At 45.2% G+C, this 14,854-nt stretch carries 13 protein-coding genes; 3 read left to right on the top strand and 10 right to left on the bottom strand.

Annotated elements, in window-relative coordinates; genetic code table 11:
- Positions 1-65: 65 nt before the first annotated feature.
- The 7 genes from LNL84_RS00670 to LNL84_RS00640 all read right to left on the bottom strand — a co-directional run bounded on the left by LNL84_RS00670 (position 66) and on the right by LNL84_RS00640 (position 9,168).
- Positions 66-1,100: a glycosyltransferase family 4 protein gene (locus LNL84_RS00670; RefSeq protein WP_244354256.1), complete on the bottom strand. Its 1,035-nt coding sequence runs from the start codon at positions 1,098-1,100 to the stop codon at positions 66-68.
- A complete protein-coding gene (locus LNL84_RS00665; protein WP_244354254.1) occupies positions 1,081-2,580 on the bottom strand; it encodes a sigma-54-dependent transcriptional regulator in 1,500 nt (499 codons plus the stop codon). The genes LNL84_RS00670 and LNL84_RS00665 overlap by 20 nt, the downstream gene beginning before the upstream one ends.
- Before the next feature lie 111 nt (positions 2,581-2,691).
- Positions 2,692-3,390 (bottom strand): P-loop NTPase family protein, encoded by a 699-nt coding sequence (locus tag LNL84_RS00660; RefSeq protein WP_244354252.1) that lies wholly within the window; start codon positions 3,388-3,390, stop codon positions 2,692-2,694.
- A complete protein-coding gene (locus LNL84_RS00655) occupies positions 3,390-5,483 on the bottom strand; it encodes an SLBB domain-containing protein (protein ID WP_244354250.1) in 2,094 nt (697 codons plus the stop codon). Before LNL84_RS00655 ends, LNL84_RS00660 begins: the two co-directional genes overlap by 1 nt.
- Positions 5,480-6,313, bottom strand: coding sequence for an OmpA family protein (locus LNL84_RS00650; RefSeq protein WP_244354248.1), 834 nt, complete (start codon positions 6,311-6,313; stop codon positions 5,480-5,482). Before LNL84_RS00650 ends, LNL84_RS00655 begins: the two co-directional genes overlap by 4 nt.
- Positions 6,314-6,364: 51 nt before the next feature.
- On the bottom strand, positions 6,365-6,697 hold the full coding sequence (locus LNL84_RS00645) for an STAS domain-containing protein (protein ID WP_244354246.1): 333 nt from the start codon (positions 6,695-6,697) through the stop codon (positions 6,365-6,367).
- A gap of 212 nt (positions 6,698-6,909) precedes the next feature.
- Positions 6,910-9,168 (bottom strand): YgiQ family radical SAM protein, encoded by a 2,259-nt coding sequence (locus LNL84_RS00640; RefSeq protein ID WP_244354244.1) that lies wholly within the window; start codon positions 9,166-9,168, stop codon positions 6,910-6,912.
- 176 nt (positions 9,169-9,344) lie between these two features.
- Between LNL84_RS00640 and LNL84_RS00635 the strand changes: the two genes are divergently transcribed.
- On the top strand, positions 9,345-10,028 hold the full coding sequence (locus LNL84_RS00635) for a hypothetical protein (protein WP_244354242.1): 684 nt from the start codon (positions 9,345-9,347) through the stop codon (positions 10,026-10,028).
- Positions 10,029-10,164: 136 nt separating this feature from the next.
- Entirely contained in the window at positions 10,165-10,365 is a 201-nt protein-coding gene (locus LNL84_RS00630) for a DUF4250 domain-containing protein (protein WP_244354240.1), read from the top strand.
- Between the two features lie 202 nt (positions 10,366-10,567).
- On the opposite strand, the gene metR is transcribed toward LNL84_RS00630, so the two are convergent.
- Positions 10,568-11,479, bottom strand: coding sequence for an HTH-type transcriptional regulator MetR (gene metR, locus LNL84_RS00625; RefSeq protein ID WP_244354238.1), 912 nt, complete (start codon positions 11,477-11,479; stop codon positions 10,568-10,570).
- 189 nt (positions 11,480-11,668) lie between these two features.
- Here metR and metE point away from each other — a divergent pair, with 189 nt between their 5' ends.
- Complete coding sequence (metE, locus tag LNL84_RS00620; protein ID WP_244354233.1) at positions 11,669-13,948, top strand: 5-methyltetrahydropteroyltriglutamate--homocysteine S-methyltransferase; 2,280 nt, start codon at positions 11,669-11,671, stop codon at positions 13,946-13,948.
- A gap of 71 nt (positions 13,949-14,019) precedes the next feature.
- On the opposite strand, the gene LNL84_RS00615 is transcribed toward metE, so the two are convergent.
- Together LNL84_RS00615 and LNL84_RS00610 are read right to left on the bottom strand one after the other, a co-directional pair.
- On the bottom strand, positions 14,020-14,445 hold the full coding sequence (locus LNL84_RS00615; RefSeq protein WP_244354231.1) for a GspS/AspS pilotin family protein: 426 nt from the start codon (positions 14,443-14,445) through the stop codon (positions 14,020-14,022).
- Positions 14,446-14,519: 74 nt separating this feature from the next.
- Positions 14,520-14,816, bottom strand: coding sequence for a YciI family protein (locus LNL84_RS00610; RefSeq protein ID WP_244354227.1), 297 nt, complete (start codon positions 14,814-14,816; stop codon positions 14,520-14,522).
- Between the last annotated feature and the right edge of the window lie 38 nt (positions 14,817-14,854).

Raw genomic sequence — 14,854 nt, 5'->3', positions numbered from 1 at the left:
TGCTTATTTATTTTTTCATGGATTATTGACTGGATATTCTCAATATGAGAGTCAACTTGAATGGACTATAGAAACTGATACGCGCTTAGAAAGTTAGGTAATACCGCTTCGGCGGAGTAGTGCTGTTCAATTGTTGCATGAGCATGTGATTTTATGGCTTCTTTATCGACCTTATTAAGAGAACACCAGTATTCCACGTAGTCCTTGAGCTCTGCGTCTGATTTGGCTATCCAGCCATTAATGTCATGTTGAATTAACGACGGCATTTCGCCTACGGGGCTTGATAACACGGGAATTTTTCGTGACATAGCTTCAAGAGCAGCCATCGGTAATCCCTCATAACGAGAGGGCATGACAAGCATTTCAATGTTACTCCAAACCTGAGTCATGTCGCTTTGATGTCCGTGGAGAAACACATTGGGTGGGGCGCTTTGTTTGATCTCTTGCTCCATTGGACCAGAACCGTATATATGAAAGGCAACGCTGGGTAGTTTCGCTGCTAGCTGAATGAATCGGTCAGGGGCTTTTTCATGGCTAAGTCGGCCAACAAATGCTATTTGCTTATCATTGACTTGTAAGTCAGTTGGCATAGAAACAAAATTGCGGACTACCGATGAGTGGCATGGCAGTTTCTCTTGAATTCGTTTACTGACGCAAATGTTATTGTCACTTAAAAACGCGGTATAGCGGTCTAGCATGTCATACAGTCGAACTCGCCCTTTAGGCGTTTCGCCCGCGTGAAACGAAGCCACGTAAGCGATACTGTTATTGGGCCAGCGTAGTTGAGTCCAGCGGCAAAGTAGATTGGCTTTGTAGCCGTGACTGTGTATCGCTTTTGGGCACCTCTCCATCATCAATTGATGAAGGCGCTTCCAAAAAGGGATTTTGGGAAACATCTGCTTGAGACAAAGATAATCGACTTGATGCTCTTTAAGCTTTTGGATAAGGGGGTTATCCGAATAGCTATCCAGCAGCACCGCAGTCACATGGACAGACTGAAGTCGCATTGCAAGGCTTAGCTGAAGAACATGAGCTTCAATGCCCCCGAAGTTTGAACTGTCGACAATCAGTAACAAGTCATTAGGTTTGACTGAGCTCATCGTTGGCCTCCCATGCCTGTTTTTTACGATAGACTGTTGAAGGGCTCAGCTCTAACAGCACCGCAGCATTGAGCACGTTCCCATCACAGTATTCTATTGCTTCTTGTATGGTTTCTCTTTCGACGATCCACATTGGACGAATGGTAACAGGCTTCGTTTGATGTGAAGACGGTTCGATTGGCACAGGAGCTTCTGTGGTTGATGTCTCTATCGGTGCCTTAGCGATGCCTTGCTCGGTTGTTTGGAGATGGACATGCGAAGAAGGTGCGGGCACTTGCGTCTTTTGGTGGGAGATAGCCTGCTTTTGGGAGACTTGTTTGACTTCCATTGGCAACAGTTCACTGTTGAGCACTTTCTCATTGTTGAGCACTACGATATTCCGAAGTATATTTTGAAGCTGGCGAACATTTCCTGGCCAAGCGTAGCTAGAGAGTAGGCTTTGTGCTTCCTTAGAAATTGTCTGGAATGTTTTTTTGTCTTGTTTGGCATAAAGCTTTAAAAAATGCTGAGCGAGGGCGACGATGTCTTTACCCCTCTCGCGAAGAGGTGCGAGGTGAACAGGAACGACGTGAACGCGATAATATAAATCCTCTCTAAATCGGCCCTCTCTGACTTCTTTGAGTGGGTCTCGGTTGGTCGCGCAAATAATGCGGACGTCAACTTTGACTTCCTTATTGGCTCCTAGCGGAGTAAAGGTGCCGGTTTGTAGAAAACGCAGTAACTTTTTCTGCATATCCAAATCCATTTCGCACAGTTCATCAAGGAATAACGTGCCTCCGTGCGCTTGGGTAGCAGCGCCTTTGCGATCTGAGGTTGCTCCGGTAAAAGCGCCTTTGGTGTGACCAAATATTTCGCTTTCCATGAGGTCTTTCGGTATTGCCCCACAGTTAATAGCCACAAACTCCTTGTCACAGCGGTCACTTTCATCGTGAATAGCGTTTGCGCAGACTTCTTTACCTGTACCACTTTCTCCGATAATGAAGACACTGGCCGTGGTGGGCGCGACAGACTCAATCATTTTATAGGTTGCTTGCATCGGAGCGCTTGATCCAATAAAGCCATGGTACCGAGAGCGTTCCATTTTTTGCTGCATATCTTCAAGCATGGTCTCTAATTTTGCTTGTTTTAGATGAATCTTTATCGATGTTTTCAGGCGGTCCGCTCTAATGGGCTTTTCTAGGAAGTCTTTAGCGCCAAGATGAATGAGTTTGACTGCAAGGTCCACACTACCGTGTGCCGTAGCGATGATTACCGGGACCTTGATGTCGTGCTCATCCATCCACTGAAGAATTTGGTCTCCTTGCATATCGGGTAATTGCAAATCAAGAATCACAATAGAAGGGTGTGTTCGTTGCAAAAATCGTATTGCTTCCTGTCCTTTTTCAACGTGGACGACGTCATATGGCTCATTTTTTAAGTATTGCTTGTAGAGAACAGCAAGTGATGAAGAGTCTTCTACCAAAAGAATTTTGGGGTTCATTTATATCTATCCCTGACCAAATAACCAACCTTGTTTAAGCATAGACTACATTGGCGAGAAGTTACGAAGAACTATGCGCTAACAGTATGAATCAAATAAGATTGTTAGAGGTCAAACCTGCATGGAGAGAAATCGATTATTACTCACTTTACGTTTCAGCCACACACGTATCTTCTTAGGGGCGAATTTTAAACGATCTATTTCGCGACAAATTTCACTGGCAAGAGTGGGTTGGTCACGAGTATTAAGTACGGTCCCTAATACAGTGGCATTTGCAGCGTTACCGAGTATATCGATAGCCTCTTCAATTTGATGGCTGAGAGTCGTACCACTCAATACGACGAGAAACGTACCATCAACAGCACTTGCTACGCATTGTGCGGGAATATTACCGCGGTTGATGTTTAAGATCGGAGAGGTGTCGATAACGATTCGTTCAAATTTATCGCGCCATTGAGCGACAATGTTTTTCAGTGTTGTCGGGTCCTTATACATTAGCATCGTGCCTTGATCTTGTGGCACTGGATAGCCGCAAAATAGTCGCCTTGAACGGCGATCTTCAATCCAGGGCATCTCAGCATCTTGTTGGCGAATGGGTAATTCGATAGGGGAAAAAGATGGGCTATAGAGGTTCATATCAACAAGTAAAGTGCGGTAGCCAGCAAGAATATACCTTTCGGCAAGAGACGAGGCAATGCTGGTGGAACCGTCACCGGAGTTACAAGCTGTAATACAAATTGAACGGCAACCTTGCATCTCTGCATTAAGATAAATCTGTTCGATTTCGGTATGAGTCGCTGGAATAGTCATTACAGTGCTCCTATTAACACGATGGTCGTGGTCAGTCTTAATATGTCTGATAATGCTAAACGAGCTTTTTCACTAAAACTTTCTCTTTGGTTGGGGATGTAAATGGTGTCACCGGCTCGCAATACCGGAAGCTTTCGGATATCCGCGGTTTTGCTAAATGAAACGAGGTCAAAGCTTCGAGCTTGCCCTTGGCAGCACGAGATATTGACAATGCTGATCTTTTCTAAATGCGCAATGTCACTAGGGCCGCCAGCTTCAGCTAAGATATCAAGTATTGTCATGTTATCGTTGAACACGTAACGCCCAGGATTCTTAACCGCGCCTAATACCCTAACGGTTTCTTCTTTAGGCGTGTCTAACCAGTTTTTATTCTTCTCTGGGACGTAAACGGTATCACCGGGCTTAACCAGTGGTAGTAGCGTCTCATCTCCGGTTTCAAAATAAAGTGATAGATTTAGCTTGCTAATTTTTGCGTATTTATTGTTGCGGTGAGTGACTCGGATATTGTGAATATCGGCTTCTTTTGTCGGACCATCAGCTGCCGATAGAATATCAAGGAAATGCATCTCATTAGTAAAACGATAACGACCGGGGGCGTTAACCTGTCCGAACACGTAGATCGAGGCATCTGAGCTTTGGCGTACCCATTGAGATTTGTTGTCAGAAGGATCTTGCGGCAAATCATGAATACGAACAATGGATCCAGCAGCAATAAGGGGCAGCTCGACTTTTGGTGCACCTTTTTTAATAAAGGCATCCAAATCGAACACTGTCATTCGACCGTTGGTGGCGATTTCAAGCTTGGATGTATCCGCGCGCAGCGTTGGACCACCTACATGGGCCAGTAAGTCCATTAGATCCATTTCATCAGACCATTCTATTCGGCCTGGTCTCACCACCTCACCAATGACATTCACTGCGCGATCTGGAGATATCTTTAACCACGATTTCTCGTTCATATCAGTTTTCTCTGGAACAAAAATCGCGTCACCCGGCATAATCGCTGGGGCAGGTTGACCCGTAATACCTTCAGTAAAGGCCGTTAAGTCAAATTTGACCACCTTACCACTGGACTTGATGATACGAATTTGTCTTGTTTCCGCATAGCGCGTTGGACCACCGGCATTGGCGAGGATGTCCATAAATGTCGCGCCTTGTTTCCCTTCGAAGGCTCCAGGCTGAAATACCTCGCCCATGACATAGACGGTGTTGGCCCCGGATTTAATTTCTTCTTCCTGCTTTGGCACAAAAATGGTGGAGCCAGGCTGTAGCTGTGGCAGTAAGTTTGTGTCACCGGAATCTAAATATCGTTTGAGGTTAAATAAGGTCGGAGAGTTATTGCTGATCACTCGGATCTGCTCAACACTGGCATAACGGGTAACCCCTCCTGCACGCATTAGAACATCGACCAAGTCGGTATTGTCCTTGTAGGAAAAAGAGCCTGGTGCATTGACTTCACCAAATACTTTGATGGCCAACCTTGAATCTGAGCTGTCACCAGCGTCGGCTAATTTCGATGGGTCGAAGTCTTGTTCAATGTTACCCACCAGAGGTGATGCTGGAACAAAGAGCGTGTCGAGAGAGCGTAACGTGGGTAGCTGAGAGTCATCACCCGAGTCGAGAAACTGCTTGTAGTCGAATTGCTCTCGTTTAGCGCCTCTTTTCAGAATCATCTTGTTAAGCTGAGCGCCAGAGCGCAGACCGCCAGCCGCATGTAACGCCATCTGAATATTGGAGTTAAAGGGCAGTGTATATTCGCCGGGTGATTCTACGTAGCCCTGAATCGAGACCAAGATCTGGCGCTCAGAAATGTAAACTGAAGCGTTAGAGAGATCTCTAAAGATAGTTTCCAATGACTCCAATACGACCTTCTCAAGTTGCTTTTCATCGTAACCAGCCACAAACAAAGGGCCGACTTCCGGCAGTGTTATACGACCTTTTTTGTCGACTTGAAATCCGCGATTAAGCGAACTTTCTCCGGGTAAGCTCACTTGAATAAGATCACCCACTTGAACAATTTCCTCTTCATCGGCGTTAACCGAAAAGCTTAGCAGTGTCGACAGAAGCAGTGTTAGTAGTGAGAAGATTTTCATAGGGAATCCCTCATTGCGGTTTCAAGTTCTGCCTCGTCGGCAATCACCTCAATGCTTACCCTGCGATTGGTCAACATAATCCCCGGAGTGTCACCGTCATAAAGGGGTAAACTTGAACCAAGTGATAAGGTCGAAATTCGTGCTTCTTCTAGACCAAAAATCATCAGATAGCGCTTAACCTGTTTGGCTCGTTCAAGGGCAAGTCGTTCGTTGTATTCTTCAGTGCCAGTCGCGTCTGCATGCCCCGTTACTTGCAGTTCAATAGCCGGGTAGGTTTTCATTAAATTGGCAGCTTGAGCAAGATGTCCCATGTATTTCGGATTGACCTCACTAGAGTTGAAAGCGAATTGGTTATCGACATTTAGAAGATCAAATATTTGTTTCACCACGGCTAACTGGCTTTCTAATGTTGAACGATTTCTTGGGGGAACGCATCGTGCTTGAGACAAAACATAGTTGAGCTTAAGTTCGAGATCGTTAAGACGTTTTCTTTGAATAACGATGTCATTTGCAGCATCAATCCAAAGGTCACCCGCGAGCTCCCGAGCGATTCGGTTTTGCTTTTCTTCGGCTTGTGCTACGGCGGCAGGGAAGCACCATTTAGCGCCCTGGTCGACTAGCGTATCGAGATGCAGTTTTGCAAGTTTCCAATCAAAGCGTAGCCCATGTTCAGGGCCAAGCGGCTCATCAGGCATGACAGGGGCGAATTCTGAGTTGGTATATTGCTCAGCCATTCCCCCACGGCCTTCCTCTGGTCCATTGGAGCAAGCAAACATTGTAAGGCAAGAGATGGCAATCATTGTCTTTTTCAAAGCCAAAATTACGTCCATGTATTTCCCCTGAATGATGTCTGCCCTCTCGATTCAATGAAAAGGCATCGATTAAATGTACTCGCTGTTGGCACAAGTGTTGATGGGAATTGCTTGGCCAATACGAAGTAACGTCATAATTTCTAACGGTTGTCCTTGTACATTCTCTAAGCGCATTTTTCTATTTCGTTCTACGAGACGCTTATATAGATAAACAATAGCACCCACGCCAGAGGAGTCCAAAAAGCGAACCTGAGAAAAATCCACTTCTATTTCTTGATGTTTGTCCTGATGGATAACTCCGTCTATTTTTGGCTGTGCATCTCGGCTTCCTTTTGCGTCAAAATCACCAAATAGTTGCACTGTAAGTGTGTGGGTGTTGCTGTTTTGAGTATGCAGTTCCATGAGATTCTCCTTAATAACCGAAACTTAGTTTTTCAGCGTGTACGTTAGTAGGAGCATGAAGCGTGCCAATATTTAAACTCAATCTAAACAGTGAGTTATTGTGTTATAGGCATTCTTATAAAAAATAAAAAAGGCGTTTCTCAATTTGAGAAACGCCTTTGACTGTCATTTTGAGAAACATACCAGGGTGTGCTTCTCGATATGGAGCTTAATTATCTGCGATGCTTGGGCTTGTTCTTAACGGTGTGGCTGTTGCCTTTCCCGCTGTGTGCCTTGCCTTTGATTGTTGGCTTTTGAGTATTTTTATCATTATGTGTGGCTTCGTTCGATTTTGAGCGAGGCTTGCGCTTATCGGTGCGAATATCTGGTTGACCTTTAGTGTGCTTGGTCGCAAATCTATGTGAACCGTGTCGCCCTGATTTTCTGCGTTGCGCGGGTGTCTTTGCGTTGACATCTTCTTCTGGAACAAGGCAACTTGCTTTGTCTCCAATCAAATACTGCTTGCCCATAGCAATTAGAGCTTCACGAATGATCGGCCAATTTGCTGGATCATGATAGCGAAGCAAAGCTTTGTGCAAACGTCTTTGGCGTTCCCCTTTGGCAACGGGTACTTCTTCTCTTTTCTTGTACTTAACCCGTTTGAGCGGATTTGTCTCTGAATAGTACATTGAAGTCGCATTACACATTGGAGATGGGTAAAAGTTCTGAACCTGATCACACTCAAAATCGTTTTTCTTTAACCACAAGGCCAAGTTGAGCATGTCTTCGTCTTCGGTGCCTGGGTGCGCCGAGATAAAGTACGGGATCAGATATTGTTTTTTACCCGCTTCTTTATTGTATTTCTCGAACATCTCTTTAAATCGGTCATAAGTGCCCATTCCTGGTTTCATCATTAAACCAAGCGGGCCTTCTTCGGTATGCTCTGGTGCGATCTTCAGGTAGCCACCGACGTGATGAGTAACCAGTTCGCGTACATACTCTGGTGATTCAATAGCAAGATCGTAACGTACGCCAGAGGCGATCAATACTTTTTTGATACCGTCTACTTTGCGTGCATCTCGATACAAATCGATGGTATGTTTGTGGTCGGTATTGAGTTTGTTGCAAATTCCAGGGAATACGCAAGACGGTCGGCGACAGTTCTTCTCGGCTTTAGGATCAGAACATCCCAAGCGATACATATTGGCCGTTGGGCCACCGAGATCAGAAATGGTTCCGGTAAAGCCAGGTACTTTGTCGCGGATTTCTTCAATTTCATTGAGGATCGACTCTTTGGAGCGATTTTGAATGATTCGTCCTTCGTGTTCGGTGATCGAACAAAATGAACAGCCACCAAAGCATCCGCGCATGATATTGACTGAAGTTTTGATCATGTCGTATGCGGGTATTTTCGCCTTACCATACATAGGGTGGGGTACGCGCGCAAAAGGTAGACCAAAAACGTAATCCATCTCTTCAGTAGACAATGGAATCGGGGCCTGGTTGACCCAGAGCTCACGATTGCCATGCCTTTGAATCAACGCCCGTCCTGAATAAGGGTTGGTTTCTAAGTGCATGACACGGCTAGCATGGGCATAAAGAATACGGTCATTACTAAGCTTTTCGAAAGGCGGTAAGCGAACGGCCGTGTGTTTAGAGTCGTGTTTGCTAGGGCGAACGTAAATAGGCTGCGCTTCTTCGCTCTTTTCTTCTTTTTTTGTGTCGCACTGTGTTTCCACATGATATGGATTTACAGGAACATAGGCCTTGCCAGGCTTTTCAATTCGAGAAGAATCAATAATCCTAAACCCTTCGGGCTCGCACGCAAGGTTAACGGCAGTGCCACGAATATTGGTCATTTCGCTGATTGGGTGGCCATCTGCTAATCGATGCGCGACTTCAACGAGAGCGCGCTCAGCATTACCAAACAATAAAATATCAGCTTTTGCATCAAACAATACCGAGCGACGAACTTTATCTGACCAATAGTCATAGTGGGCGATGCGTCGAAGGCTGGCCTCGATGCCACCAAGGACGATAGGGGTCTCTTTGTACGCTTCCCTACAACGTTGTGAATAAACAAGTGTCGCGCGATCGGGGCGCTTTCCACCTTCATTGTTTGGCGTATAAGCATCGTCGTGGCGTAATTTGCGATCTGCTGTATAGCGATTGATCATCGAATCCATGTTTCCAGCGGTAATGCCAAAAAACAGATTGGGTTTGCCAAGCTTAGTAAAGTCAGTTTTGTCACCCCAAGCGGGTTGAGCGATGATACCTACACGAAATCCCTGAGCTTCTAGTAAGCGGCCAATAATCGCCATACCGAAGCTTGGATGATCGACATAGGCATCGCCGGTCACAATAATGATGTCACAGCTATCCCAACCCAATGCATTCATTTCTTTCTTGCTGGTGGGTAGAAAAGGGGCGGTTCCGAAGCATTCTGCCCAGAACTTTTTGTGCTCATGAATAGGCGCTGTGCTGTTGTACATATTTTGACCTCTGACTTATAAGGCGGGAATTATATACTTGTCGCTGCTCGACTTCAAAGTTGTTATCGATCTTAGTGTCAATACGTCGTTAACCTATTGAGCCATAGCGTTAGCAAATCTTGAGTGAGTGAGATATCATCTCGCCTACTTTAACGCCAAACTAACAAACAATTTTTATGGTTACTGCTGTTCTTACTCTGCTTGCTCCTGCCTTATGCGTTGCTCTATTTATTCTGACACTTGTTCTTGCCAAGGGTGATATTTGTCCGGGGCAAAGAGGGCGCATTCACAAGCTGCTGCCTGCGTTAGGCCTACTGTGGCTCTCTGTTGCTTCATTGAAAGTAGAAGCTTTTTTGGTCGTTTTTGCGCTTTTCTATTTTTATTCAAAAGTAAAAACGGGCAAAACCAAAGAGAAAGGCCCTTTTTGGGTTCTGCATTTAACTAATGGTTTTGCCGTTGCATTTGCAGGCTTAGTGATTGCCTTCCAATCAAATATTGCTGCATCGATCTCATTGGTATGTGCAGGGTTGCTGCTTGGAACCTGTCTAGGGCACTTGTTTTTGATTATTGCTAGAACACGTTTGCAGGCTTTTCACCGCATTTTACCCGTTGCTGGGGTGGTATTTTCGATGCTACTGACACTGAGTGTTGCGTTTAACACAAGTCAATGGAGTGAGGCGGAGATCATGACTCACCTACTGGGCATTGTTGTGTCTCTGGTGATGCTATTGTTAGCGGTAATGCTTTGGAGCTGGCACATGATACGCCACACAGCCCCAACAACTGGCCAGGTCGTAGTGGCATTTCTAAGTTTAATGTTAACGAATGTTGGTCTTATCCAACTCTACTCCATGGTGTGAAGCGAAAGGTCAGGGTTGCCCCCCGGCTTATGATGTCGAGATAATTATCACGAAAGGACAACAGAGCCTAACATCTGCCACAAATGATCTAAACTTAAACAAAGCAGTGTGTAATTGGCAGCAGGAGAGCATCATTATGGATTTAAGTAATGTAACCGGATTTGATAGCATTATTTTGCTGGGTATCGTCAATGAGAAATTGCGTTTGGAATGCGACAGTTTCGACGAGCTCGTGTCGATGTACGAAATGGATGTAGAAGGTGTGGTTGGCAAATTAGATATTCTCGGTTACCAGTACGACCCGTTGACGAATCAGTTTAAGGCGTACGATCGCTAAATCTCGCAATATTCTTGACTGTTATCATTAACGGTCTGTCGTTCTCGAGTTGCTCTAGAACCTACCTGATGAAGTGCTGCGTGGCCCAAAGTAGCTGCGCAGTTTTCGTGTCCTGCTAATGCGTTGGTGTTCCAAACGGAGCAGAATGAAAGTGAGCCAACGAGCAGTAGAGCAATTCTCTTTGATGGGTAGTAATGATGAATTAAGCAATTTTAATCCCGTCCAAGTGTTGTTGGCATTGCTGCTTGGCCGTATTAAAAAATGACTGCAAATAGAGCTTCTCTCTCTCGTTGTGACGCACACCCGCAAATAGCCTTCGCCATAATCCATCCCCTAATGGCCTGCTGGTGATCAGTCCCTGCCTAGAGAATTCACTGATTGCCCAGTTGGGCAGGGCGGCTACGCCAAGACCTGCTGATGCCATCTGGATCAACATTAGAGTATTGTCGGCTTGCTTCCACTTTGTCGGTTCAACACCTGCGGGATTAAGAAAGTGTTTAACCACATCTAGTCGCTGCTTTTGAACGGGGTAAGTCAGTAATGTTTGGTTTGCGAGATCTTCAGCCATAATCTGTTTTTTGAGAGCGAGAGGGTGGGATATGGATGTCACCAGCCTCATTTCAAAATCAAACAGTGGTTCATAGTGTACCTCCGAGCGAGGCTGGATGTCAGAAGTGATGACGAGGTCTAATTCTCCTGCGACTAGGGCGGGCAAAGGCTCGAAGCCAAATCCAGATGAAAAATCAAGTTCGACATTAGGCCATGCCAATTGATATTCCTTTAACGCAGGCATTAACCATTGAAAACAAGAGTGGCATTCTATGGCCATATGAAGGCGGCCATTCGCGTCAGCCTTTAGATTGGCCAATTGACTTTCGGCCTGAGCAATCTTTGGGAGCAGCTCATTGGCAAGTTCCAATAATATATTCCCCTCAGAAGTAAACTTGACTGGGCGTGTTTTCCGAAGAAATAACGCCGCTCCCATACGAGTCTCGAGATCTTTTAATTGATGTGACAGTGCTGATTGAGTGAGATGCAAAGTCGTTGCAGTGGCAGTTAGAGAGCCGGTGTCTCGTAATGTCGATAATGTTTTTAAGTGTTTAAGCTCAATCATGAAAATCCCTCAAAAAATCCCTTTATTTATTAAATTATCTTGATTTCACGCAATTGTAAACGTCTAGACGTCCGATATAGCATTATGAATTTCACTCATGGTTGTGGTGAATGTTTTGAGGTTGTTTAATAGTTCGGTATTCAGCATGATTATAGACATCCAGACATCTTTTGTTAAAAGGAATCTAACATGACAACATCACATATCTTGGGATACCCCCGTATCGGTGAGCAACGTGAAATGAAGTTCGCCTTAGAAGGGTATTGGCGCAATGAACTTGATCAGAAAACCCTAAAAAAGGTTGGAAAAGAGATACGACACCAGGGATGGAGCTTGCAGGAAGACCAAGGTTTAACCTATACAACGGCCGGTGATTTTGCATGGTATGATCATGTGCTAGGAACCAGTTTGTTATTGGGCCATGTACCAAAACGTCATCAGAAAGGGCATCCCGATCTAGATACTTTATTTAGAATTGGCAGAGGACAGTCTCAGCAGGGATGTGACTGCGTTGGTCAGGCCGCGTCGGATATGACCAAATGGTTTAATACTAACTACCACTACATCGTTCCGGAATTCTCAAAAGATGATAAGTTTGAAGTCAGTTGGAATCAGCTTTTCGAAGAAGTGAGCGAAGCTCAGGCTGGGGGCTATTCAGTCAAACCAGTGCTATTGGGGCCGATAAGCTACTTGTATCTTGGTAAGGAGGTGGAAGAGGGATTCGATAGACTGTCTTTACTACCGCGCTTACTGACTGCATATCAAGCCATCTTAAGCAAATTCGAAAAGCTTGGTGTTGAATGGGTACAGATAGATGAACCCATTCTTGCATTGGATTTAGCGCCACGATGGTTGGAGTCTTTTAGGCTTGCTTATCAAATCATACGAAGTGACGTAAAAGTATTGCTTACGACATACTTTGACTCGATTACAGACTCATTGGCCACTATTACACAATTAGACGTAGATGGACTGCATATCGATCTTTGCGCGGCGCCAGACCAACTCAATGATGTCGTTACCGCTCTCCCGAGTCATTGGGTATTGTCCGCAGGGATGATCAATGGTCGTAATGTATGGCGTAGTGATCTCGACGGTTGTTTGCAGCGCTTACAACCCGTGAAGGCCCAGCTGGGCGAAAGGCTATGGATTGGTAGTTCGTGCTCGTTGCTTCATAGTCCAGTGAATCTAGAGTCTGAAACACAGTTACCACCCGAAACTCAGCAATGGTTTGCTTTTGCCAAGCAGAAGGTTGAAGAAGTCAAATGGCTAGCGTTAGCTCTCGATGGAGATGAAGCAGCCCTTGAATATTGCCAAAACTACAGCCATCCCATACGAGCACGTAAGCACTCCTCTTGGGTCAACAAGCCGCAGGTAAAGGCTCGAATCGATTCAATTACGAATCACTGTGATAAGCGCAGTGCAGGGTATAACGAGCGTGCTCATCATCAAAAAGAAGTACTAAAATTGCCTCTATTACCCACAACGACGATTGGCTCTTTTCCTCAAACTGGTGAGGTTCGACAGACGCGAGCCGCCTTCAAACAAGGGCGATTGTCTCAATTACAATATGAGCGCTCGATACAATCGTTCATACAAGATTCTGTTCGTCGACAAGAGGAAATTGGATTGGATGTCTTTGTCCATGGCGAAGCGGAACGCAACGATATGGTGGAATACTTTGCAGAGCAGTTGTCAGGTTTTCAAACCACTCAGTTTGGTTGGGTGCAGAGTTATGGCTCTCGCTGCGTAAAACCAGCAATTGTGGTTGCAGATATCGAACGAAAGAAGCCAATGACAGTTGGTTGGTCTCAGTATGCTCAGTCATTGACGGTGAAACCGATGAAAGGGATGTTAACAGGACCTGTGACTATTTTGTGTTGGACTTTCCCGCGAGAAGATATAACCAGAGAAGACATCGCCAATCAGTTAGCTTTTGCTCTTAAAGATGAAGTGAAGGACTTACAGCAAGCGGGGATCAATATCATTCAGATCGATGAACCTGCGATTCGAGAGGGGCTACCTTTGAAAACATCAGCTCATCAAGAGTATTTGAATTGGGCCACTAAGGCCTTCCGAATTAGCGCCTCTAGCGCCAAACCTGAGACGCAAATTCACACTCATATGTGTTACAGCGAGTTTAATGAGATCATTGATTCTGTAGCCGCCTTAGACGCTGATGTGATTACCATCGAAACATCGCGATCCAATATGGATCTATTAAAAGCGTTTGAGGATTTCAATTATCCAAATGAAATTGGGCCAGGAGTCTACGATATTCATTCACCAAACGTCCCTTCGGTCGAATGGATCGAAAAATTGTTGAGTGTCGCGGCTGAAAAAGTGCCACCGGAACGTCTGTGGGTTAACCCTGACTGCGGTTTAAAAACCAGAGGGTGGAAAGAGACAGAACAAGCCCTTAAAAATATGGTTGAGGCGGCGCAGTCGTTGAGAACACGTTGGAGTTAGGAGTGACCCCCTATGTTGGAATAGGGGGTTGTAACTAAACAGTGCTGAATACAATTTGGGCTAGCGAAATATTAGTTCGCTGGCTTTTCACTGTCGTTAGCGGGCTTACTGCAACTGCTGTTGTCGATGTATTGATTCGACATCAATTGTCCACGAGTGTTGCGAATTAAGATCCGATAAGCCAACCCCATGTCCAAATTAGTTTTCACTTCGCTGTCTGTACAGTAGTAGTTCATACTGCTGCGTATCACTTCTTCGATTGGTTTGGCACCTTTGGCGTCCGTGTTGTAAAGCATCATGATTTCCACTGTACCTTTATTGGCGCTTGCTTTCATAACCGAAAGTGGGCCTTTTTCAATAGGCAAAGTAGATGACAATACACTGGCGCGACTTTGAGCTAACATTTCGATTTGTCTTTGCTTATCTTGCGCACTGCTTGCACAGCCGGCAAGGGTAAGCAGGGCAATCAAAGATGTGAAAAATAGATGTGATTTCATAATTATTGCCATCGAGGTAACGTTTCAACTTGCTCAAGTTCACTTGAGCACTGATAAATACTTCAGAGTGTTAATTAGAAGACTTTCTTAAATGGTTTCACGATGACATGTTGATAGACCCCTGCAGCAATATATGGGTCAGCATCGGCCCAAGCTTGTGCGGCTTCGAGCGATTCGAATTCAGCAATAACAGTAGAACCAGTAAATCCAGCTGAGCCAGGATCATCGCTGTCGATAGCTGGCATTGGACCGGCGGTAAGCAAACGCCCTTCATCTTGAAGATTTTGCAGTCTTTCTAAATGCTGTGGGCGCACACTCAAACGTTTTTCTAATGAATTTTCAACATCTTGTGAGAAGATGACATACCACATATTTGTTTCCTTCCAATATTTTTAAGCCGGTAGAATAC

This window comes from Vibrio gelatinilyticus (assembly GCF_022836845.1).
Taxonomy (GTDB): Bacteria; Pseudomonadota; Gammaproteobacteria; order Enterobacterales; family Vibrionaceae; genus Vibrio; species Vibrio gelatinilyticus.
Note: the sequence above shows the minus strand (reverse complement) of the source record. Positions and strands in the feature narration are given on the sequence as shown.

Excerpts from the sequence above, each read along its gene's own strand:
- LNL84_RS00630 (WP_244354240.1), top strand. The coding sequence starts at position 10,165 with ATGGATTTAAGTAATGTAACCGGATTTGATAGCATTATTTTGCTGGGT.
- LNL84_RS00655 (WP_244354250.1), bottom strand. The coding sequence starts at position 5,483 with ATGAAAATCTTCTCACTACTAACACTGCTTCTGTCGACACTGCTAAGC.
- LNL84_RS00640 (WP_244354244.1), bottom strand. The coding sequence starts at position 9,168 with ATGTACAACAGCACAGCGCCTATTCATGAGCACAAAAAGTTCTGGGCA.
- LNL84_RS00670 (WP_244354256.1), bottom strand. The coding sequence starts at position 1,100 with ATGAGCTCAGTCAAACCTAATGACTTGTTACTGATTGTCGACAGTTCA.
- LNL84_RS00610 (WP_244354227.1), bottom strand. The coding sequence starts at position 14,816 with ATGTGGTATGTCATCTTCTCACAAGATGTTGAAAATTCATTAGAAAAA.
- metR (WP_244354238.1), bottom strand. The coding sequence starts at position 11,479 with ATGATTGAGCTTAAACACTTAAAAACATTATCGACATTACGAGACACC.
- LNL84_RS00650 (WP_244354248.1), bottom strand. The coding sequence starts at position 6,313 with ATGGACGTAATTTTGGCTTTGAAAAAGACAATGATTGCCATCTCTTGC.
- LNL84_RS00665 (WP_244354254.1), bottom strand. The coding sequence starts at position 2,580 with ATGAACCCCAAAATTCTTTTGGTAGAAGACTCTTCATCACTTGCTGTT.
- LNL84_RS00635 (WP_244354242.1), top strand. The coding sequence starts at position 9,345 with ATGGTTACTGCTGTTCTTACTCTGCTTGCTCCTGCCTTATGCGTTGCT.
- LNL84_RS00660 (WP_244354252.1), bottom strand. The coding sequence starts at position 3,390 with ATGACTATTCCAGCGACTCATACCGAAATCGAACAGATTTATCTTAAT.
- LNL84_RS00645 (WP_244354246.1), bottom strand. The coding sequence starts at position 6,697 with ATGGAACTGCATACTCAAAACAGCAACACCCACACACTTACAGTGCAA.
- metE (WP_244354233.1), top strand. The coding sequence starts at position 11,669 with ATGACAACATCACATATCTTGGGATACCCCCGTATCGGTGAGCAACGT.
- LNL84_RS00615 (WP_244354231.1), bottom strand. The coding sequence starts at position 14,445 with ATGAAATCACATCTATTTTTCACATCTTTGATTGCCCTGCTTACCCTT.